General features: G+C 69.0%; 22 protein-coding genes, 2 tRNA genes and 1 pseudogene. 11 read left to right on the forward strand and 14 right to left on the reverse strand.

The window, feature by feature from the left end:
• Nucleotides 1-19: 19 nt before the first annotated feature.
• From QE397_RS19180 to QE397_RS19195, 4 genes are all read left to right on the forward strand, one after another.
• A complete protein-coding gene (locus tag QE397_RS19180) occupies nt 20-460 on the forward strand; it encodes a MarR family winged helix-turn-helix transcriptional regulator (RefSeq protein ID WP_307096738.1) in 441 nt (146 codons plus the stop codon).
• A gap of 37 nt (nt 461-497) precedes the next feature.
• Nucleotides 498-1037 (forward strand): thioesterase family protein, encoded by a 540-nt coding sequence (locus QE397_RS19185; protein ID WP_051613550.1) that lies wholly within the window; start codon nt 498-500, stop codon nt 1035-1037.
• Between the two features lie 75 nt (nt 1038-1112).
• The gene (modA, locus tag QE397_RS19190) at nt 1113-1862 is read left to right on the forward strand and encodes a molybdate ABC transporter substrate-binding protein (RefSeq protein WP_307097644.1); all 750 of its coding nucleotides are present in this window, start codon (nt 1113-1115) and stop codon (nt 1860-1862) included.
• A gap of 10 nt (nt 1863-1872) precedes the next feature.
• Entirely contained in the window at nt 1873-2625 is a 753-nt protein-coding gene (locus QE397_RS19195; protein WP_081821384.1) for an NADPH-dependent F420 reductase, read from the forward strand.
• Nucleotides 2626-2631: 6 nt separating this feature from the next.
• Here the strand turns inward: QE397_RS19195 and QE397_RS19200 are convergent, their stop codons facing one another.
• From QE397_RS19200 to QE397_RS19210, 3 genes are read right to left on the reverse strand one after another with little or no spacing between them, the layout of a single operon-like run.
• Nucleotides 2632-3207 (reverse strand): DUF6518 family protein, encoded by a 576-nt coding sequence (locus tag QE397_RS19200; RefSeq protein ID WP_285189647.1) that lies wholly within the window; start codon nt 3205-3207, stop codon nt 2632-2634.
• Nucleotides 3192-3989, reverse strand: a complete 798-nt coding sequence (locus QE397_RS19205) for an enoyl-CoA hydratase-related protein (protein WP_222650564.1) — start codon at nt 3987-3989, stop codon at nt 3192-3194. Before QE397_RS19205 ends, QE397_RS19200 begins: the two co-directional genes overlap by 16 nt.
• The gene (locus QE397_RS19210; protein WP_307096745.1) at nt 3986-5539 is read right to left on the reverse strand and encodes an acetyl-CoA acetyltransferase; all 1554 of its coding nucleotides are present in this window, start codon (nt 5537-5539) and stop codon (nt 3986-3988) included. The genes QE397_RS19205 and QE397_RS19210 overlap by 4 nt, the downstream gene beginning before the upstream one ends.
• Before the next feature lie 44 nt (nt 5540-5583).
• On the opposite strand from QE397_RS19210, the gene QE397_RS19215 reads away from it, so the two are divergent.
• A complete protein-coding gene (locus QE397_RS19215; RefSeq protein ID WP_307096747.1) occupies nt 5584-6195 on the forward strand; it encodes a TetR/AcrR family transcriptional regulator in 612 nt (203 codons plus the stop codon).
• Here the strand turns inward: QE397_RS19215 and QE397_RS19220 are convergent.
• On the reverse strand, nt 6192-7043 hold the full coding sequence (locus QE397_RS19220) for an SDR family oxidoreductase (RefSeq protein ID WP_222626243.1): 852 nt from the start codon (nt 7041-7043) through the stop codon (nt 6192-6194). The two genes, QE397_RS19215 and QE397_RS19220, sit on opposite strands and share 4 nt — an antisense overlap.
• 85 nt (nt 7044-7128) lie before the next feature.
• On the opposite strand from QE397_RS19220, the gene QE397_RS19225 reads away from it, so the two are divergent.
• Complete coding sequence (locus QE397_RS19225; protein ID WP_307096750.1) at nt 7129-8022, forward strand: amidohydrolase family protein; 894 nt, start codon at nt 7129-7131, stop codon at nt 8020-8022.
• Here QE397_RS19225 and QE397_RS19230 read toward each other — a convergent pair.
• A complete protein-coding gene (locus QE397_RS19230) occupies nt 8000-8410 on the reverse strand; it encodes a VOC family protein (protein WP_027506581.1) in 411 nt (136 codons plus the stop codon). The two genes, QE397_RS19225 and QE397_RS19230, sit on opposite strands and share 23 nt — an antisense overlap.
• 111 nt (nt 8411-8521) lie before the next feature.
• Between QE397_RS19230 and QE397_RS19235 the strand changes: the two genes are divergently transcribed.
• Both QE397_RS19235 and QE397_RS19240 read left to right on the forward strand, forming a co-directional pair.
• Complete coding sequence (locus tag QE397_RS19235) at nt 8522-9514, forward strand: YafY family protein (protein WP_307096752.1); 993 nt, start codon at nt 8522-8524, stop codon at nt 9512-9514.
• Nucleotides 9511-10365 (forward strand): LLM class flavin-dependent oxidoreductase, encoded by an 855-nt coding sequence (locus QE397_RS19240; protein ID WP_307096754.1) that lies wholly within the window; start codon nt 9511-9513, stop codon nt 10363-10365. The genes QE397_RS19235 and QE397_RS19240 overlap by 4 nt, the downstream gene beginning before the upstream one ends.
• On the opposite strand, the gene QE397_RS19245 is transcribed toward QE397_RS19240, so the two are convergent.
• Both QE397_RS19245 and QE397_RS19250 read right to left on the reverse strand, forming a co-directional pair.
• Nucleotides 10341-11219 (reverse strand): alpha/beta fold hydrolase, encoded by an 879-nt coding sequence (locus QE397_RS19245; RefSeq protein WP_037186456.1) that lies wholly within the window; start codon nt 11217-11219, stop codon nt 10341-10343. The genes QE397_RS19240 and QE397_RS19245 overlap by 25 nt on opposite strands.
• Nucleotides 11220-11289: 70 nt before the next feature.
• Nucleotides 11290-12546, reverse strand: coding sequence for a CdaR family transcriptional regulator (locus QE397_RS19250; RefSeq protein WP_307096756.1), 1257 nt, complete (start codon nt 12544-12546; stop codon nt 11290-11292).
• A 135-nt stretch (nt 12547-12681) separates the two neighbouring features.
• Between QE397_RS19250 and QE397_RS19255 the strand changes: the two genes are divergently transcribed.
• Together QE397_RS19255 and QE397_RS19260 are read left to right on the forward strand one after the other, a co-directional pair.
• Entirely contained in the window at nt 12682-13473 is a 792-nt protein-coding gene (locus QE397_RS19255; RefSeq protein ID WP_027506578.1) for an SDR family NAD(P)-dependent oxidoreductase, read from the forward strand.
• 76 nt (nt 13474-13549) lie between these two features.
• Nucleotides 13550-14180 (forward strand): annotated as a pseudogene (locus QE397_RS19260) (dihydrofolate reductase family protein).
• A gap of 31 nt (nt 14181-14211) precedes the next feature.
• Here QE397_RS19260 and QE397_RS19265 read toward each other — a convergent pair.
• The 7 genes from QE397_RS19265 to QE397_RS19295 all read right to left on the reverse strand — a co-directional run bounded on the left by QE397_RS19265 (nt 14212) and on the right by QE397_RS19295 (nt 18699).
• Complete coding sequence (locus QE397_RS19265) at nt 14212-15582, reverse strand: lipase family protein (protein WP_222650558.1); 1371 nt, start codon at nt 15580-15582, stop codon at nt 14212-14214.
• A gap of 144 nt (nt 15583-15726) precedes the next feature.
• A complete protein-coding gene (locus QE397_RS19270; protein ID WP_027506576.1) occupies nt 15727-16365 on the reverse strand; it encodes a TetR/AcrR family transcriptional regulator in 639 nt (212 codons plus the stop codon).
• A gap of 34 nt (nt 16366-16399) precedes the next feature.
• Complete coding sequence (locus tag QE397_RS19275; protein ID WP_037186452.1) at nt 16400-16738, reverse strand: DUF2834 domain-containing protein; 339 nt, start codon at nt 16736-16738, stop codon at nt 16400-16402.
• A gap of 34 nt (nt 16739-16772) precedes the next feature.
• On the reverse strand, nt 16773-17561 hold the full coding sequence (locus tag QE397_RS19280; protein WP_027506574.1) for a crotonase/enoyl-CoA hydratase family protein: 789 nt from the start codon (nt 17559-17561) through the stop codon (nt 16773-16775).
• 121 nt (nt 17562-17682) lie between these two features.
• A tRNA-Arg gene (locus tag QE397_RS19285) sits at nt 17683-17758 on the reverse strand.
• A 43-nt stretch (nt 17759-17801) separates the two neighbouring features.
• A tRNA-Ser gene (locus QE397_RS19290) sits at nt 17802-17891 on the reverse strand.
• Between the two features lie 94 nt (nt 17892-17985).
• Nucleotides 17986-18699 carry a dienelactone hydrolase family protein gene (locus QE397_RS19295; protein ID WP_027506573.1) on the reverse strand — a complete coding sequence of 238 codons (714 nt, stop codon included), beginning with the start codon at nt 18697-18699 and terminating at the stop codon, nt 17986-17988.
• Nucleotides 18700-18791: 92 nt separating this feature from the next.
• Here QE397_RS19295 and hisC point away from each other — a divergent pair, with 92 nt between their 5' ends.
• Nucleotides 18792-19865, forward strand: coding sequence for a histidinol-phosphate transaminase (gene hisC, locus QE397_RS19300; RefSeq protein WP_307096759.1), 1074 nt, complete (start codon nt 18792-18794; stop codon nt 19863-19865).
• The last annotated feature ends 156 nt before the right edge of the window (nt 19866-20021 follow it).

A 20021-nucleotide genomic window follows, 5' to 3' on the forward strand; every position in this document is an offset into this window, starting at 1 on the left:
CATGGCGTCTGGAAGTCCAGTGAGCGAGTCCGATGTGATCGACATCGCCCGCGAGGTGCGGGCTCTCGTGTGGTCGCTGCGCCGATTCGGCGAACGACAGTCCGGACTGCCCGCCCTCCCCCATTCCGAACTCGAGGTTCTGCGTGTGGTGGTCAGCCACGAAGGGACCACCGTCTCGGACGTCGCCCGCACGCTGGGCCTGCACAGCAGCAACGTCAGCACGACGGTGCGACGTCTGATCGACAAGGGGCTGCTCGCGCGGGACACCGATCCCGGTGACAGACGGTCGAGTCGGCTGCATTCCACCGCCACGGCACGTCGACACGGTGAGATGATCGACGACGTGTGGATCGACGCCGTCGGACGCCGACTCGCGGCCATGTCAGCGGAGGATGCGGCTCTGCTCACCCGTGCCGCGCCGCTCCTCGCGCACCTCACGTCCATGCCGACCGAACCCTGACGACTCCGCGGGGCGACCGAACCGTCATAGTGACGCCATGCTGATGTCGCTCCGCCTGCTCCGACAGATGGCGCCGTGGCGCACGGGACGCGGGCCGGTACGGGTCGACCCGACCCGTACGTGGTTCCGCGTCGCACCGTCCGATCTGGACGTGCTGATGCACATGAACAACGGTCGATACCTGTCCGTACTCGACGCGGGTCGAGTCGACATGTTCGTGCGCGGTGGCCTGTGGCGAGCCCTGCGTGGACGCGGGTGGCATCCCGTCGTCGCGTCACAGACCATCACGTACGTCCGCTCCCTCACCCTGTGGACGAAGTTCTCGGTGTCCACCCGCTTCCTCGGTGTCGACGCGAAGAACGCCTATCTCGAACAGATCTTCGACGTCGACGGACGTGTCCACGCGACCGCGATCGTCGCCCTCAGGTTCCTCGACGACAGCGGATCCTCGGTACCGACCGACGACATCGTCGCCCTGTTCGACGGCGATGCAGCCCCACTTCGCCGCCCGGACGCAGAGATTCCGCTCGGCCGACGCACTCAGCATCTCGTGGTCGCCGCATTCGAGGACGTCTGACCCTTCCGGGCGCGCATGCTCCTATATGGTCTCCTTCGAACCGCATCTGCGGCGAAAGGAGCCGACATGGTGACGATGAGGATCGCAGCGCTGGGGTGCGCGGCGGTGGTGGCACTGTCGCTCACGGGGTGCTCCTCGCCCGGACCGGCCGAAGACGGCATCACCGTGTTCGCTGCCGCGTCGCTGAAGGCGTCGTTCACCGAGCTGGGTGAGCAGTTCGAGCAGACCCGCCCGGGTACCACCGTGACGTTCACGTTCGCGGGGTCGGCCGATCTGGTGTCCCAGTTGTCGCAGGGTGCGCCCGGGGACGTTCTGGCCTCGGCGGACACGATCACCATGGACAAGGCACGGGACGCCGAGTTGATCGACGGTGACCCGGTCACGTTCGCGACCAACACTCTGACGATCGTCACTCCGCCGGGCAACCCCGCCGGGATCGGCTCGTTCTCGGACCTGGCGACGTCCGGGGCCACGGTCGTCGTGTGCGCGCCGCAGGTTCCGTGCGGTGCCGCCACCGAGAAGATCGAGACGGCCGCCGGGGTGAGCCTCACCCCTGCCAGCGAGGAATCGTCCGTGACGGACGTTCTGGGCAAGGTCACGTCCGGTCAGGCCGATGCCGGCCTGGTCTACGTCACCGACGCGGCCGGCGCCGGTGACGCCGTCGTCACCGTGCCGTTCCCGGAGGCGTCGGGCGCGGTGAACTCCTATCCCATCGCCGCACTGGCCGACTCCGGCGCACCGGACATCGCGAGCGCCTTCGTCGACTTCGTCTCCGGTCCCGACGGACGGAAGGTGCTGGCCGACGCCGGGTTCGGCGCGCCCTGAGAGACCGCCGGTGCGCCGAGGATCCGCCGCCACGGGGGAATCATTCCCGCGCGGACGGGGTTGGCCGAACGAGACGTTCGTTGCACGACCGAAGGAGAAGCACGTGAAGATCGGCATCATCGGAGCAGGCGACATCGGCGGAACCCTGACCCGACGGCTGCGCGCCGTGGGCCACGAGGTTGCCGTCGCCAACTCTCGGGATCCGGAGACCCTCGCGGATCTGGCGTCCGAGACCGGCGCCACCGCGGTCTGGGCGAAGGACGCCGCGACCGACGCGGATCTCGTCATCGTCAGCATCCCGCAGAAGAACACGCCGGACCTCGCGTCCGGCATCCTCTCGGCCCGCAAGCCCGGTGCTCCGGTGATCGAGACGAACAACTACTACCCGCAGCAGCGGGACGGCAAGATCGACGCGATCGAGGACGGCACACCGGAGAGCGTGTGGGTCTCGGAACTGCTGGGCGAGCCGGTCGTGAAGGCATTCAACGGAATCTGGTGGAAGCACCTCCTGAACAAGGGCGTCCCGGCCGGCACCGAGGGCCGCATCGCGCTGCCGATCGCCGGCGACGATGCCGACGCCAAGAAGATCGTGTCCGCCGTCATCGACGAGATCGGCTTCGACGTCGTCGACGCCGGATCGTTGGCCGACTCCTGGCGCCAGCAGCCGGGTACACCCGTGTACGGCAAGGACTTCGGAGTCGACGCGACGGTCGATGCGCTGGCGCAGGCGACCCCGGAACGCACCGCGGAGTGGAAGGCCTGACACCCCTCAGGTGGTGAGCACCGCGTCGTAGGCCCAGTAGGCGCCGAACAGCGCACCCGCCACCGCGGCGGCACCGAGTCCCGCACGGACTCGTGTCGCCGCGGTGCGGCAACACGCCGGCACGAGGATGCCCGCCAGCGCGGCTTCCACGAACCAGTGCGGACCGCCGACCACGACAGTCCCGTACACGGCCTCACCGAGCACGATCCCCGCCACAACCACCGTCCCGCTCACACGGCGGTCACGCCCGACAGCAGCACCGGCTGCGCCGCACACCGCCCCCGCACCGAGTCCGACGAGGACGAAGACCAGCACTTCCCGCACGGTGATCACGTTCGGCGACAGCAGGATCCACACCAGGACGAGCGCGAGCATCGACGCGACTCCGACTGCCACACCGCGTCCGTGCGGCGACCGGGCCGCCACCGCGAACGGCACCAAGCCCCACAGCGCACTCGTGTTCACGAGCGCATCCCACGGCGGCGGCACGATGGTGAACAGAACCACGAGGGCCACACCCGCAGCGGACCCGAGCGCGGCCGCCGCGACGAGACGTCGTGCGCCGATCAGCGCCCCGTCCACCGGGGTTCGCGCTTCTCCATGAACGCCATGATCCCCTCGACCGTGTCGGAGGACGTGGACAACTGCGCGAGCGCGCGGTCGGTCTCCTCCCATGCGGCCGCTTCGGACGGGATGCGCCCGTCGACGATGCCCCGGGCGATGACCTTGCTGGCGCGAATCGCGAGAGGCGCTCCCGCCGCGATGGTCTCCGCCAACCGAAGCGCCGTGTCGAGAACGGCGTCCGGTTCCACCACACGATTGACGAGTCCCCACCGCGCCGCGTCGTCCGCACTCATGGGCTCACCGGTGAGGATCAGTTCCATCGCGATCGCTCGCGGGATCGCGTCGACCAGCCGGAAGAGTCCGCCCGCTCCCGCGATCAGCCCGCGATGCACCTCGGGAAGCCCGAATCGTGCAGTGGTGGAAGCGATCACGACATCACCGGACAGCGCGATCTCGGTCCCACCCCCGAGCGCGTTCCCGGTGACCGCGACGACGATCGGCGTGGAGATCGGGTGCCTGGTGACGCCGGCGAAGCCCCAGTGTGCCGTCTCCGGAGGGGTCACGCCGTCGGGACCCCGCGTGCCGAGTGCCTTCAGATCGGCTCCGCCGCAGAAGGTGCCGGAGCCTGCCGCCGTGAGCACGACGGCACGGATCGACTCGTCGCCGTCCGCCAGTTCCCACGCCTCGCCCAGCAGGGTGTGCACCTCTGCGTTCACGCTGTTGGCCGCGGCGGGGCGGTTCAACGTCACCAGCAGCACGTGTCCGCGCCGTTCCGTGAGAACCACGTCCTGATCGCTCATGCCCGCACTCCCCTGCCGTTCGCCGTGATCGAGTCGAGGGTGATGTCCAGGTTCCCGCCCTCGTCCACCACGTCGATCGTGAGGCCGACCGGTGAGACGTCGCGGTCGGTGACCACTCGATGAAGCGCCGCCGCGGCGTCCGCCCCGGTACGACCGGCGATGCGGTCACCCTCGGGTGTGCGGGCGATGACGAGCGCCTGTTCCGGTTCCCCGCCGCGCCCGAACATGACAGTCGCCGTCTCGACGATCGCGCGACCGCTGTGGCCGTGCGTCACGGGTACCGCTGTCGCCGACACGCTCACCGCATCGGGGTTCCCGACGTATCCGGCCTCGTGCGGATCGGTCGACAACAGGATGGTGTGCTGGTGGGTGAGGTAGCCGCCGTTCGCATGCACCATCGCGATCGCCGGAGCGCGTCCGCCGCGGGACTGTCGCAGCAGCCGGGTCGATTCCGCGACCGCGTGCAACGAGTAGCTGCTGAGCGGCCCACCGAAGAACGAGTGGCCGCCCAGGACCGTGGGAGTGGCATCCGACGACAGTCCCAGCTCGTCCATCAACAGGAGAGGGACGACGGGAAAGCAGCTGTAGGCATCGACGAAGGTGAGATCGGCACCCGCGACACCCGCCGCGGCGAGGGTGGTGCGCACCGCCGCTCGGAGCGCCGGTGAATGATCGAAGGTGCTGCGCGCCACGATGTCCGGGGCATCGGACGCACCGGCGCCGCCCCACAGGTACACGATGCGGTCCTCGTCCACCCCGGCCGCGCGCGCTGCCGCCAGCGAACACACCAGCACCGCGGCGGCCTGGTCGACGAACGGCATGGCGTTCATGGCGAGGGGATAGCAGTCGGACACCGCGCGGTTCGACGCGTCCACGCCGGCGATGTCGTCGGGCGACCGCTCGACCGGACTCCACGCGACCGGATGTCGCGCCGCGACAGCGGAGAACCGCGAGTACAGCTCTGCCGACGCCGTCAGTGACTCGCTGGGTCGCAGACCGAGACGGTCGGCCCGAGCGCGGTCGAACAGCGGATAGATCTGGACGGGGGCGAGGATGCCCGCTCGCTGCATCTCGGCGCTGCCGAGGTCGTCCGGTGCGAAGGTCGGCGGGCCGCCCGGTGCGACGGCCCAGCCGAGCTCGACGGGATCCGTTCCGGCTTTCGTCAGCGCTCGCACGGATGCCTGCGTCTCGCCGCCGACGACGAGTGCCACGGAGCTGCGACCGGCGGCGATGTCGTGCCCCACTCGGTCCATCAGGCGCGCGGGGTGGTGACCGCCGATGGTGCTGGTGGACCGCGTCGGGGCGGATGCCCCCAGCCGTGCGGCGATCAGAGCCGGGAGATCGTCGTAGTTCCAGCTGGTCGTGCGCACGGCGTGGATCGCGTCCACCGCGGCGCCGAGCGCCGACGTTCCGCTGTCGTCGAGCGCAGCACGGACCGCGCGCAGCACGAGCTCCATCGGCTCCACGGGGTCGGCCGCAGCGCCGGCGCTGCCGGACACGACATCGCCCACACCCACGACGACCGGAATGCGGTCTGCTTCCTGTGACATGGGATCACCATATTACAGACACCAGTTGTCTGTAATCTGATGGCATGGAGTCGACCGACGGCACGGCGCGACGGGGGCGGCCACGCGACCCCGCCATGGAATCGCGGGTGTACGACGCCGTCGTGGACGTGTACTGGCGCACCGGGTGGGCGGGATTCACCATCGATGCCGTCGCCAAGAGCGGTGGCGTGGGCCGCGCGGCGATCTACCGTCGGTGGCCCACCAAGGAGGCACTCCTCACCGGGGCCCTGGAGAACGTGCTCCCCCTCGTCGACCCCATCGACACCGGCACCCTGACAGGCGATCTCACGGAACTGGCTCGTCAACTCCTGCGGGGCTATCGAGACTCCTCGGGGCTCATCGCCGTACGCGTGGCCCTCGACGCCCGCGTGTATCCCGATCTCCTCGAGGCGCTGACCGCCACCATCAGCACGAGCAGATTCGTCGCGACCCGAGACATCGTCCGCCGCGCCGTGTCCCGCGGCGAGTTACCGGAACACGTGCGGACCACACTGCTGCTCGAGATGCTCACGGGCGCCGTTCTGAGCCGGGTGTTGTTCGCACACGATGCGACCGAGGCGCCGTCCGCCGCCACCGCGGACGACACGTACATCGACGGACTGGTCGACGCGGTGCTGGCGAGCGTGCGCCGCTAGCGCGTCGACTCGGGAGCGGACGACTGCCCGCGCGCCCTGTCCTCGTACGCGCGACGCCGTTCCGCGTCCACGTCGCCGAGGAAGATCTGCTCGGATCCGAAACGGCGACTGACGAACTCACCGAGTCGGCGCGGCATGAAGCGCTGGCTGACGACGATCGCGCCGGCCGAGGCCGGGATGCGCACCTTGGGTCGCGGCTTCTCGACGAGCCGGACCACCGCCTGCGCGATGTCCTCGGGTTCGGCCTTCTTCATGAAGGGCACGTCTCTCGTTCCCGCCGTGAGTTCGGTGTTGACGAACCACGGCAGGACCAGGGAAAACTCGACGCCCGAGGATCGGTACTCCACCCTCGCCGCCTCGGTGAACGCGATGACCGCAGACTTGCTGGCGCAGTAGGTGGCCAGGCCTGGCGCCACCGTCTCACCCGCCATCGAGGCGATGGAGACGACGTGTCCGCGCCGTCTCGGCACCATGCGGTGCAGCGCCGACTTGGTGCCGATGATGACGCCGTGCACGTTCACGTCCATGATCCGGCGTGCCACCGCGTCCGGCTCGTCCGTCAGCGCCCCGACCGGCATGATTCCGGCGTTGTTGACCAGGACGTCGACCGGGCCCAGCTCACGCTCGACCCGGTCGAGGAAGGCGTCGAAGGACGCCGGGTCCGTGACGTCCAGTGCTCCGTGCAGGTGCACCCGCGCGGATTCGGCCCCGGCGGCGAGGGCGTCCGCGTCCACGTCCCCGATCGCCACCCTGGCGCCGGCGGCGACCAGCGCGCGCGCCGTCGCGAGGCCGATTCCCCGTGCGCCACCGGTGATGGCGATGACTCGTCCCTGCAGTGATCCCGTCATCGTCTTATTACAGACACGCAGTGTCCGCAAAGTCAAGGGTCCGGAGTGCCGTCGCGGCCGCCCCGGCGATGCGAGGATCGATCCCGTGCAGAACCGTGACGACGACATCCGCCGGGTCCACCGAGTGCTCGACGACCTCCGCCTCGAGTCACTGGTGGACGTGCACACGCATTTCATGCCGCACAGCGTTCTGGCCAAGGTGTGGAACTACTTCGACTCCGTGGACGACCGCCTCGGCACCGCGTGGCCGATCGAGTACCGCGTGGACGAGGACGAACGCACCGACCTGCTGCGCAGGTACCGGGTAGGGACGTTCACGTCCCTGCTGTACCCGCACAAGCCCGGCATGGCGGAGTGGTTGAACGGGTGGGCCGCGGAGTTCGCGGACCGGACACCCGACTGTGTACGCACCGCCACCTTTCACCCCGAACCGGACGCTGCTCGGTACGTCCGTACCGCCGTCGAGGACGGGGTCGGGGTGCTGAAATGCCATGTGCAGGTGGGCGACATCGACGTCCACGATCCGTACCTGGACGACGTGTGGGCGGTTCTCGACGACGCCGCCGTTCCCGTCGTCATCCACTGCGGATCGGGACCCGAACCCGGTCGCCACACCGGACCGGACCCGATTCGCGCACTACTGCACCGCTTTCCGACACTCACCCTGCTGATCGCACACATGGGCATGCCCGAGTACGAGGACTTCCTCACCCTGGCCGAGACGTTCGACAACGTCGGGCTCGACACCACGATGGTGTTCACCCATTTCACCGAACAGCTCGCGCCCTACCCGCGATCGGCGTTGCCGCGCCTGCGCGACCTGCAGGACAAGATCGTGTTCGGCAGCGACTTCCCCAACATCCCGTACTCGTACGCGCACGCGGTCGAGAGCGTGGTCGGCCTCGGACTCGGTGACGACTGGTCCCGCGCTGTGCTGCACGACAACTGGGCCCGGTTCAGCCGCCGTACGGCACCATGACGTCGATGATCCAGACGACACCGAAGCGGTCGGTGAGTTTGCCGTACAGCGGGGAGAATACCGACGGACCGAGTTCCACCTCGACGGTCGACCCCGCAGCGAGCGCCGTCCAGTAGCCGGTGATCGCGTCGGCGTCGGTGCTGCGCAACGAGAAATAGAAGGCGTTGCGGCCCGCGTCCCGCACGAGGTCGTGCTGCACGTCGTAGGCCATCACGTGGAAGCCGTCCGGCGAGGAGACCTGGCCCCACACCACCTGGTCGGCCTGATCTGGGCTCGTGTCGCCGTACGGGACCACGACGAGATCGCCGCCGAACACCGAGTGGTAGTACTCGAGCGCGGCGCGCGCGTGGCCGTCGAAGTTCAGATGCAGGGTGCTGGTCACGGTCATGGGGGTTCTCCTCGTGGGTGGTCTCTCGCGGGCGGCGATCACCGCCTGCAGACCCACTGTGTCGGTCGAAGCGGCCAGTTTCTGTCCGCTTCTTCGGGCAGTATCGGCGGCATGCCCGCACCCTCGTCACGCATGCTCACGCTGCTGTCGTTGCTGCAGCACCGACGGGACTGGCCGGGCGAGGAACTGGCTCGTCGACTCGAGGTGAGTCCACGGACCGTCCGGAGGGACGTCGACCGGCTCCGCGAGCTGGGATACGCGGTGTCGTCCGCGAAGGGGCCCGACGGGGGCTATCGCCTCGACGCGGGCGCCGACCTTCCGCCTCTGCTCTTCGACGACGACCAGGCGGTGGCACTCGCCGTCGCCCTCGGCGGTGCCACGTCACTCGGCGTGGACGTGGCCGAGCCTGCCGCCCGAGCTCTCGCCACCGTGCGTCAGGTGCTCCCGAGCAGGTTGCGCCACAGACTCGACCGCGTGGCGACGACGCCTCCGCCCGAGTCCGCGCCTATGGTCGACAGCCGAACACTGCTGGCGGTCGCCGGTGCGGTCGGCACCGAGGCACTGCGGTTCGCATACACATCCCCGTCCTCCGAGTCCTCGTCGCGACACGTCGAGCCCTACGGCGTCGTGACCGCGCGGGCGCGGTGGTACCTGGTGGCATGGGATCTGGCGCGCGACGACTGGCGCATCTTCCGACTCGATCGCATGGAGCTGCGCCCACCGACCGGCCGACGCTTCACACCGCGGCCCGTCCCGGGCGGCTCCGCCGGTCGCCTGCTCCAGGCGCGACTCCGCGGATCGGAGACGGGTACCTGGCCCTGCGTCGGCGAGGCGGTCGTCCGTCTGCCGGCCGAGGCGCTGCGGCCGTTCCTCACCGAGTCGGACGAGTCCGTGGAACACGTCGACGCAGAGCGGTGCCGCGTGACGGTCGGCTCGTGGTCGTGGGTCGCCGTGGCCGCGTCCCTCGCACGGTTCGACGCGGACCTCGAGGACGTCTCCCCGCCCGATCTCGTGACGGCGATGGCCACGGTCGCGGCACGTCTCGGCCTCGAACGAACCGACGCGCCCACGGCGGGCGCTCGATCTGCTACGACTGACTCGTGACGAGACTCGGCATCGTGTTCACCCCCGCCCACGACCCTGCCCGGCTCATCGCGGCCGCACGCGCCGCGGAAAAGGCGGGACTCCACGAGTTCTGGCTGTGGGAGGACTGTTTCAGCCACGGTGGGCTGACGACCGCGGCCACAGTGCTGGCGAGCACCGAGCGCATCCAGGTCGGCCTCGGACTCATGCCCGCGCCGCTGCGCAACGTCGCGCTGTGCGCCATGGAGGTCGCGTCGCTGCATCGACTGTTCCCCGGCCGGTTCCTCGCCGGTGCCGGACACGGCGTGCAGCACTGGATGGGGCAGGTCGGCGCCCGCGTCGCGTCTCCGATGACGCTGCTGGACGAGTACTCGACCGCTCTACAGGCGCTGCTGCGCGGGGAGGAGGTCACCGTCGACGGCCGGTACGTCACCCTCGATGCCGTGCAGCTGCAGTGGCCGGCGCCCGACGAACCGTTCTTTCTCGGCGGTACCGGTCCGAAGACGCTGCGCTACGCGGCATCCCACTCGGACGGCACCTTGTTCGCGGCCGCGATGTCGGACGACGAGCTGGCCGCCTCGTGTGCCGAGGTGAGCGCAGCGCGGCGCTCCGCCGACCATCGCGTCATCGCGCCTCGACTGGTGGCGGTGGGCGCCGGCGCGGACGACCGCATTCGCGACGAGGTCGCGCGCTGGGGCAAATCCGATGCGAGCGGGCTCGCGGTCACGGGCGGCGCGGCGGAGGTGGCGGACGAGGTCGCCCGCCTGGGGCACCTCGGCATCACGACGGTCGTCGCCCACCCCACCGACGACGAGCCCGATCTCGAGGGGTTGATCGAGGTGCTCGGTCAGACGGCTGCGGCGGTGCGCTGAGCACCCGACGGAACACTGTGTGCGGCGAGGAAGTCGAGGAGCACGGGGGCGAAGGATGCGGCATTCTCGAAGAACGGAAAGTGGCTGCCCCCTTCGGCTCTGGTGAAAACGCGAAGTTCGGCGCCGGGGATGCGGTCGGCAGTCCAGGCCTGAGACGCGGTCGACACGTGGCTGACCGCGCCGCCGATCACGAGGGTGGGAACGTCGATGCCGGGCAACACGTCTCGCCAGTCCTGCATGATGTGATCGAACAGGAGCCGCGCACCCCACGCGGCCGGCATCCGAAGGTTCTCCCGGTAGAGCCACTCCACGTCGTCGGCTCCGATGTCCGGGGAGAGCATCGACACCAGGAACGCGTGGCGGATCGCGTCGCTCTCGGGAGACGTCAGCGATGCCACGAAAGCGTCGGCACCGGCGACGTCCAGGATCGCACCCGCATCCCTGCCGTCCTCGGCTGTCATCCACGGCAGGACGGCGCAGGCGCTCGGCTGGTCCACGACGACGAGGGAGTCGACGCGGGACGATCCGTGAGTGTCCAGGTAGCTCCAGGCGACCGAGGCCCCCAACGAGTGTCCGACCAGGCACGCTCGATCCACCGCGAGGGCGTCGAGAACCTCGTGCAGATCGGCTGCCAGCCGCGCGACGCGCGCGCCCGTCGCCGGCTTGCCCGACAGTCCGTGACCACGGAGGTCGAAAGACACCACCCGATGCGTGGGTGCGAGCAGAGGGATCACGCGGTCGAACATCGCCCGTGACTGCGACCATCCGTGCATCAACACCAGGGTGTCACCGGTTGATCCGGGACCGCTGTCTCTGACGTCGAGCGCACACCCGTCGCTGGTGGTGACCATCATGGTTGCGGCTCCTCGGGTCGGTGCCGGCGGAGACACCGACTGAACGAGTGTCGCGCCATGGTGACCTGTGTCACCACCTCTGTCCGTCGGGATGCGCGGTGCCACGATCCTCGTTATGTCGGAACTGCGAGGTCAGGTCATGTAGGTGCAGCCCCAGATGCAGCTGCAGCCGATCCCGTCCCGAGTCGAGATCGAGCGACGTGATCTCCCGTATCCGGTCCAACCGGTAGTAGAGCGACGTCCGATGCATGTGGAGTTCGGCGGCCGTCCTCGCGACGGAACCACCGTGGTCGAGAAACGACCGCAGCGTCGACGTCAGCCGTCCCGACGGGTCCTTCTCCATGAGGCGGCGCAGCGGTGCGGGGACGGATTCCGGAACCATCACCTCGGCGGGGAGCTCGAGCAGCACCGCGTCCACCCCGAGGTCGTCCCAGAAGACGGCGCCGGCGGACGGTGCTCGTGACGCGACGTCCGCGCGGTGGCGAGCACGCCACGCGCCTGCGCGTCCCTCGGTCGAGATGCCGACGCCGACGGCGCAGCGATAGGAGCCGGCGCCGAGCACCCGATCGAGGCCCTCCGTCACCCGGCGAACGTGCTCGAGCGTTCCCGCGCGCGTCGGAACCGCTTCCGACGCGAGTAACAGGATCGCGCGGTCGTCGTCGACGAGGTGCTGCGCCGCGACACCGCGCGTCCGCGCCGCCATGTCGACGGCCACCTGCAGCGCCGTCGCGACCGAGGCGTCCGGCGTGCCCAGCGTGGTGACGACGAACGACACCACGGTCACGCACGCCGACCCCGTCGGCCCCCCGTTCCTCACGAACCACGCCTCGGCGGCGCGCCGGGCGGCCTCGTCGTCGCCGAGGAGATCGCGCAACGCTGCCGTCCGTTCGACGGAGTCCTCGCCGGATGCGATGACGCCTGCATGCATCACGGATGCGACGTCCCGGCTCACCTTCTCGATGTGCCGGATCTCGTCCGGAGTGAGAGAACCGTCGGCATCGATGACCATGAGGAAACCGAGTAACCATCCCGGCCCGTGCAGCGGCACACACAGCCGCGCGTTCAGCCCCAGGTCCTGGCTCGCCTCGAGGACGTGCGCTCCGTGCCACCGTCCGGCGCCTCGGGACAGAACGTACCGGCCGACGTCGGCACCGGCGTCGCGTTGCAACACCGCGCGGACGCGCACGGCATCCTCGTCACCGAAATGCCTGCTCGCACAGATCAACCGGATTGCCGGGTCGTCGACCACGACCGACCGGCCGAGATGTTCGGCCAGAGCATCGATCAGCTCCAAGAGGCGAGCATCGACGCTCGGGGTGCCCGTCATGAATGTCACCCTCCCAGTTCTTCCTACAGATGGTGGAAGTTTCGCGCTGTCGCTCGACGCGGCGCGCTGGTTCTGGGCCCCACCCGTCGACGACCATCGAGAGGTCACATTCGCCCTCGGAATCCGGAGCCCGCCATGCCACCGTCACTGTCCGGCCGTGTCGTGCTCGTGTTCGGCGCAGGGTCGAGCGGAACAGCCATGAGCAACGGCCGCGCCGCCGCACTCGCCTATGCCAGGGCCGGGGCGACGGTGGTGGCGATCGACCGGGACCGCGCCGAGGCCGAACTGACGACGAAGGAGATCGTGAACGACGGCGGACGAGCGATGGCGATCGCGGCGGACATCACGGACGAGGACGGCGTTCGCGACGCTGTCGACGCCGCCGCACACGCCGTCGGGCCGCCCACGATCCTGCATAACAACGTCGGGTCGGTGACCACCGGACACGTCACCGAGCTGAGCCTCGACCGGTGGAACGCCGCGCTGTCGCTCAATCTCACCGGGGTGTTCCTCACCTGCAAGTACACGATTCCGTGGATGCTCTCGGAGGGGGGCGGCGCGATTGTGAACGTCTCCTCGCTGGCGAGCATCCGGTACACCGGGTACTCCTATCCCGCCTACGCCGCCGGGAAGGCCGGAGTGAATCAGCTGACCGTGGCATTGGCGCTGGAGTACGCCGCGTTCGGCGTCCGGGTCAACGCGATCCTGCCGGGGCTGATAGACACACCCCTGGTCTCGCACACCCTGGTGGACGACGCGTCCCGCGAGACCGCACTGGCCGCCCGCCATGCCGCGAGTCCGACCGGACGGATGGGCACGCCACAGGACGTGGCCAATGCGGCTGTCTTTCTCGCCTCGGACGACGCGGCCTACATCAACGGGGTCTGCCTCCCCGTCGACGGCGGCCTGGCGGCGCGGAGCGTGTGAATCGCGACGGCCCTCCGCGATGACTTCCGAACCGCTCGGTGGTCCATCTCGTCACACGCAACCGAGGAGTGACGCCATGGGAACGATCACCATCGAGATGTTCGCGACGCTCGACCTCGTCGGGCAAGCTCCCGGCGGACCCGACGAGGACCCGGACGGGTTCCCGTTCGGCGGCTGGCAGGCGCCGCTGATCGACGACGTCACCGGCGCGCAGATCGATGCGGCCTACCGCGGCACCGATGCGCTACTGCTCGGGCGACGGACGTACGACATCTTCGCGTCGTACTGGCCGCACCAGCAGGGCGGACCGGACGACGGCATCGCGAGTCTCTTCAACGGGATTCCCAAGTACGTCGCCTCGCGCGATCCGCGCACGCTCGACTGGGCCGGATCCTCGGTACTGGGCCCGGATCTACCGACCGGTGCGCGAGATCCGAGAGCGGCATCAGGACATCAAGGTCGTGGGCAGTCTGGACCTGGTGCAGACGCTGCTGCGGGAGCGGTTGTTCGACCGCCTCGACCTGTGGCTGCACCCCATCGTGCTGGGTGTCGGAAAGACGGTGTTCGACACCGGCGCTCTGCCGACGAGCCTCGCCCTCGTGGCCCCACCGCAGGCGAGCCCCGGTGGCACCGTGTTACTGCAGTACACGCTGGCGGACGGCACGCCGACGACCGGTGACATGGGCGCTCCGGACCGGGGACTCTGACCGGCCCGTCGCGGGCGTCACACGAGGTGCCTCATCCCCCGATCGGCTTCCCGAACAGACCCGCGACGATCTCGCCCACAGCATCGACCCAGACGGGATAGGTGCGCTCGTCCAGTGCCATGGACCCGACGTCGGCGGTACGGCAACCGGGCTCCACAGGTACACCGGCGAACCGATCACGCATCCACAGAACGGCACTCGGGAACGCGATCACCTCCAGCGACAGGTGTTCGCTGAAGTGGTCGCGGGTGTAGGTGACGTTCGCTCCGGGCCGACTGCAGTACGCGTCGACCATCCCGTTCACCGGCCCCACGGGAACCAACCAGTCCGGGTTCGAGTGGTAGACGTAGACGGGCATCGTCGGCGTCGTGCCACCGAGGTTCAGCGCGTCCAGGGACTTCTTCACCACCGGCTGCTCCAACGGATCCCCCTCGGTCCGCAGGAAACCCTTCAGGTTCAGGAACGGCAGCAGGGCTGAGGTGTACCCCACACACAGGTTGTCCTTGGCCGCGAAGAGGGCCCGACCCGCGGGATCGATGTGTTCGTCCACGAATCGCGCCAAGTCGGGGTCCTCACGGCTGGCGCCGATGATGCCGGCCGCAACGATGCCGGATCCGAGCGCGTTGTTCGCGTTGTTCACCAGGGCGGCGAGCTCGGCGGGGGTGCCGCCCTCCGTGGCGCCGACGATGCTCAGCTCCGGGGCGTAGGTCCCGGCGAGTTCGGCGGCGTGTCCGGTGGCGATCGCTCCGCCCGAGTAGCCGCTCATCCCGACCTTCGTGTCCACCCCGGACAGTCCCATCGGAGCGAAACTCTCCGCCGCCCGGATGCCGTCGAGCGTGATGCGTCCGGCGACCGGCCCGGCGGCGAACGCGTTGTTCGGCCCCTGATGGTCCGGAACCGACACCGCCCAGCCCTGGGCCAGCGCTGCCTGCACTTCGAGGAACTGCACGCCGGACGTCACGGCACCCGTCAGAGGCCACGGGATCGCACCCTGGCGCATGACGTACGACGGCGCGCAGTACGCGGCCAGTGAGTCCTCGGCCATCTGCACCGAGAGCAGCGGACGCGGAGCCGAGGCGGCGCCGCGCGGGGTGATGACGGTGGTCACCGCCGGGATCGGCTCGCCCCGGCCGTTGTTCGACCGGTACGACAACTGCCAGGCGTCGACCTGCGTCGGGATCAGATTCAGCGTGGCCAGGTCCACGGGACGCGCGGCGATGATCTCTCCCGGTGCGGCGGCGGCGACCACGGCGTCGGGCGGCAGGTAGAAGTCGGTGTCGAACTCAGGGATCGCAGGGAAGGTGGGCGCCGCGGACACGGGCGTGACCACCGTCGCGGACACCGCCACGGCGGCCACCACCACCGCAAGTGCGTACGAAGGACGGAACCGACGAGCGGACATCGATCTCACTCTTTCTGCGCCGAGCCTCGACAGCAGTCGTATGTGCGCCCGGCAACAGTGTTCAGCACATCCAACATGTTGGACACGCGTGTCCATGATTGTGATCAGGACTGTAGAGCGTTGTGGGCTGGATAACAATCCCCGCTATCGATCGAGGTCAGGAACGAACGCGCCGAGGACGGCGATCATCGTCTGGACGATCCCGTCCACGCGTGGCCGGGGCGGCGGGGTGCGCGACCAGTCCGACACCAACTCGGTGAGCGCCCCGAGGAAGGCCGTGGCGGCGAGCCGGTGACCGCCCGGCGGGACGAAGTCGGCGCCGATCTCGGCACGGAGCGTCGCCTCGATGAACTCGGCCCAGGTCGCGCGGCGCCTGCTGCGGTGCTGCTCGACGTCGTCACTCACCCCGACCATCTCGAGGTACGAGATGCGTGCCCGACGTGGGTCCCGTCCCAACGATTCGATCAGCGCGGTCATCGCGGCGACGACGAGCGCTCGTCGGGTGCGGTCCGTCGCGTCGGCGAGCGCGGCGACGACCGCGGCGAGGGCATCGTCCTGCACGAGGTCGTACACGGCGACGAGCAGCGTCTCGCGATTGGCGAACTCGCTGTAGAACTGGCTGCGTGCCAGACCCGCGGCCGAGCAGATGTCGGCGACGGACGTCGCGGCGTACCCCTTGTCGCCGATCACCTCGATGCCGGCCTGCAGGAACCGTCGTCGCCGGTCGGCACGTCGATCCGTCATCGACCGTCCGCCGTAGACGCGATCCACGTCCTCTGCCACGCGAGAACCCTATCGAAGCGGCTCTCGTCGATCGTCAGCCCGCGAGGCGGACCGTCCGCGCGCGCACGGCGAGGAAGAACGGGATCGCAGATCCTATGCCCACGCCGAAGGTGAGGAGCACCGTGACCAGCCACCACCGGACGATGCCGAGACGCCGCGCCTCCGGCAACGCCCAGACGTGGAAGGCGATCACCACGAGGATGAGGTCCACCATCGCGAACCGTCCGGGCACAGTGGACCAGATCTTCCCGACGAAGAAGTCGGCGGCGGATCGTGTCCCGTGCTTCCGGACGTAGGGCAGGGCGATCGCGTTCTGCGCGACACCCGCCACTGCCGCGAGGGCCATGAGTCTGCGTTCGTCCGACGTCGTCACCGATGCTCCGTTCGTGGTGTGGATCCGATGAGTATCACCTGCCGGTGAAGGTGGCCTGCCGTCTCTCGACGAACGACAGCATCCCCTCGGCCGCATCGGACGTCGAGAACAGTGCCCGGATGTCGGGGAGCAGCTGCGCAGCCGCGGCCGCGTCCCCCTCGATCAGGCTGCGATGCGCGGACTCGAGCGTGGCCCGCACACCGAGTGGCGCAGCGGTCTCCGCGATGCGGTGAGCGAGCTCGATCGCGCGCTCGATCGTCGCCGCGGGATCTGCGCAGACCTCCTGCACGAGCCCGATGCGATGAGCCTCCTCGGCGTCGAACTCGTCGCCGGTGAGCATCCACCGCATCGCGTTCCCCCAGCCGGTCTCGCGAGGGAAGCGCAGGGTCGCCCCGCCGAAGGGATAGATACCGCGCTGAACTTCCATCTGGGAGAAACGAGTTCCGGCTGCGGCGACCCGGATGTCGGACGCCAGCAGCAATTCGATGCCGAGCGTCATGCACCAGCCGTGCACCGCCGTCACCACCGGAGTGGTCCACGTCCCGTCGAGGCGCCACGGATCTCGCCCACCCTCGGCGAACGGCAGGCGATCGCCCGTCAGGTGCTGGGCGACGTCCACGAGATCGAGACCGGCGGTGAAGTGCTCACCGTGGGCGAACAGCACGCCGGCACGGAGGTCGTCGTCCTCCTCCACCATTCCGTAGGCCGTCGACAGCTCGCGGATCATGTCGGTGGTGAAGGAGTTCCGCTTCGACGGCCTGTTCAGCCCGATGTGCAGGACGTGCCCACGCGGTTCGACAGTGATGGTCTGAAACTCGGTCACGACACACTCCCCCTGTGGCGGGCCGGAACCCGGTTATATGTTCCATCGCATAGTACACAGAGGTGCCGGACCCGTACATGCAGAAAGCCGGTATCAGGATGATCCTGGTACCGGCTCTCTGTGGTGCGCCCGAAGGGATTCGAACCCCTAACCTCCTGATCCGTAGTCAGGTGCTCTATCCGTTGAGCTACGGGCGCATGCTGTGGTGCTGTTCAGTTGTCCTCCGACCGAAGTCGAAAGTGGCGGAGGCGAGAGGATTTGAACCTCCGGACCCGGTGAAGGGTCAAGTCATTAGCAGTGACTCCCATTCGGCCGCTCTGGCACGCCTCCTGGACCTCTTTCGAGGGCACCGGTCCTTGCGAACCGCCGAGAAGGAAGATTACACACGCGCCGGAGTAGACGCAAAACGGCTGGTGGGGCGGTCTTATCGGAGATGACTGTCGAACCAGTCGAAGATGCGACGTTGGGCGTCGACGATCGCCTCCTCGCCAGCCGACTCCTCCGACACGGCGGATTCCTCGTCCGCACGATGCTCGACACCGGCGTAACTGACGACGAGCGTGGCGACGGACGCCTTCGACACGGCCTCCTGCAACTGCTCCACGTGCTCCACGGGAGTGCGGACGTCGTCGCGTCCGTAGAGACCGAGCCAGGGCGCCTTGAGGGATGCCGCCGCGTCGACGAGAGCGAGCGCATCCGTGGTCAGCGCCTCGACGATGCCGGGAGCCGCGACACTCACCGCCGCACCGATGGCTCGATCGGTGGCCACCAGGGCGGCTGCGGTTCCGGCGTCGTCGAATCCGATGACGCCGATGCAGTCGGTCGGAACGCCCCGGCTCTGCAGCCAGTCGACGGTGGCGTCGAAGTCCTCGAACAATGGCGTGCCGAATACCTCGTCGTCCCCTGCTGCCCGGTGGAACAGGTGCGGCGCTGCGACCAGCCAGCCGTCGGCGGCGAGGGAGCGCATGAACTCGAGCAGTGCCTGCGGGAGCTCGCGCGCCTCGTGCAACACCACGATGCCGCCGCGAGCCCTGCTGTCCGGCTCGAACGCGGTGAGCGGCACGCGGTCGAGCGTGGCGGTGTCCGCACCCTCGTCGCGGGGGCGGATGGGCGCAGTGTCCTCGATGAGACCCGACATGGCTCCACGGTAATGGCACACAATGGCGAAAGCGAGGGTCGAGCCAGAGCCGCGACCACACTGTGTCCGACCGCCGCGCATAATCGGTGATCGTGACCCCACGCACGCGCCCCGACCTCGATGCCATCCCCGGCTACCTGCCCGGTCGCTCGTTCCCGGGCGCGATCAAACTCGCCAGCAACGAGACCACGGCCGGCCCGCTGCCCAGCGTTCGCGAGGCCATCGCCGACGCGGCGGCCGGAGTGAACCGCTATCCCGACAACCAGTCGACAATCCTGGTCGAGGCGCTCGCGGACTTCCTCGACGTCCCGGCCACCACCGTCGCCGTCGGCTGCGGATCGGTCGCGCTGTGCCAGGAGTTGGTCCAGGTCACCTGCAACGCCGGGGACGAGGTCGTCTTCGGCTGGCGCTCGTTCGAGGCCTACCCCATCGTCACGCTCGTCGCCGGCGCCACCGCCGTGCGTGTGCCGCTCACTCACGACGACGTGCACGACCTCGACTCGATGGCCGCAGCGGTGACGGACAAGACCCGTCTCATGTTCGTGTGCAACCCGAACAACCCGACGGGCACCGTGGTGGACCCCGCCGACCTCGAACGGTTCCTCGACGCGATCCCCGACCACATCGTCGTGGTGCTGGACGAGGCCTACTTCGAGTACACCGACCGCGCGATCGACGGCGTGGAGATCGGACGAACCCGGCCCAACGTCGTGGTGCTGCGGACGTTCTCGAAGGCCTACGGCCTCGCCGGACTGCGGGTGGGGTACGCCGTCGGAGCACCGTCGATCATCACGTCGATGAAGAAGGTGCACACCGCGTTCAGCGTGAGCAGTGTCGCGCAGAGTGGCGCCGTCGCGTCGCTCGCGGCCTCGGACGAACTCCTCGCACGTACGGCAGTCGTGACGGCCGAGCGGTCGCGCCTCCGTGACTCGTTGCGCGACATGGGGTTCCAGGTGCCCGAGTCGTCCGCGAACTTCGTGTGGATCCCGCTGGGGGCGGAGTCGGGAGACTTCTCCGCAGCGTCCACCGAGGCCGGTGTCATCGTGCGGGCGTACGGGGACGACGGCGTACGCGTGACCGTGGGCGACCCACACGAGAACGATGCGTTCCTCGCGTTCGCCGCGTCGGCTGCCGAGCAGTTCGCCGGGGCCACCGCCTCGCGCTAGGGCTCGTGTGCGCACGCGGTACGTGAGGCGCACACCCTCTGCAGCCGGCGGGAGAGGGTGTGCGGTCGACGGAGCGGGTGTGCACACCCCCGACAACCGGGCGGGTCGACGCGCACCAATCGGGCACACGCCGAAAGATCTTCACGGCGGAGCACC

Origin of the sequence: Rhodococcus sp. SORGH_AS_0301, from assembly GCF_030818285.1 — a bacterium.
GTDB lineage: Bacteria > Actinomycetota > Actinomycetes > Mycobacteriales > Mycobacteriaceae > Rhodococcoides.

Excerpts from the sequence above, each read along its gene's own strand:
- QE397_RS19205 (WP_222650564.1), bottom strand. The coding sequence starts at position 3,989 with ATGAGCGATCAGGACGTGGTTCTCACGGAACGGCGCGGACACGTGCTG.
- QE397_RS19185 (WP_051613550.1), top strand. The coding sequence starts at position 498 with ATGCTGATGTCGCTCCGCCTGCTCCGACAGATGGCGCCGTGGCGCACG.
- QE397_RS19255 (WP_027506578.1), top strand. The coding sequence starts at position 12,682 with ATGCCACCGTCACTGTCCGGCCGTGTCGTGCTCGTGTTCGGCGCAGGG.
- QE397_RS19230 (WP_027506581.1), bottom strand. The coding sequence starts at position 8,410 with ATGACCGTGACCAGCACCCTGCATCTGAACTTCGACGGCCACGCGCGC.
- QE397_RS19295 (WP_027506573.1), bottom strand. The coding sequence starts at position 18,699 with ATGTCGGGTCTCATCGAGGACACTGCGCCCATCCGCCCCCGCGACGAG.
- QE397_RS19215 (WP_307096747.1), top strand. The coding sequence starts at position 5,584 with ATGGAGTCGACCGACGGCACGGCGCGACGGGGGCGGCCACGCGACCCC.
- QE397_RS19235 (WP_307096752.1), top strand. The coding sequence starts at position 8,522 with ATGCCCGCACCCTCGTCACGCATGCTCACGCTGCTGTCGTTGCTGCAG.
- QE397_RS19245 (WP_037186456.1), bottom strand. The coding sequence starts at position 11,219 with ATGATGGTCACCACCAGCGACGGGTGTGCGCTCGACGTCAGAGACAGC.
- QE397_RS19220 (WP_222626243.1), bottom strand. The coding sequence starts at position 7,043 with ATGACGGGATCACTGCAGGGACGAGTCATCGCCATCACCGGTGGCGCA.
- QE397_RS19250 (WP_307096756.1), bottom strand. The coding sequence starts at position 12,546 with ATGACGGGCACCCCGAGCGTCGATGCTCGCCTCTTGGAGCTGATCGAT.
- QE397_RS19265 (WP_222650558.1), bottom strand. The coding sequence starts at position 15,582 with ATGTCCGCTCGTCGGTTCCGTCCTTCGTACGCACTTGCGGTGGTGGTG.
- modA (WP_307097644.1), top strand. The coding sequence starts at position 1,113 with ATGAGGATCGCAGCGCTGGGGTGCGCGGCGGTGGTGGCACTGTCGCTC.
- QE397_RS19210 (WP_307096745.1), bottom strand. The coding sequence starts at position 5,539 with ATGTCACAGGAAGCAGACCGCATTCCGGTCGTCGTGGGTGTGGGCGAT.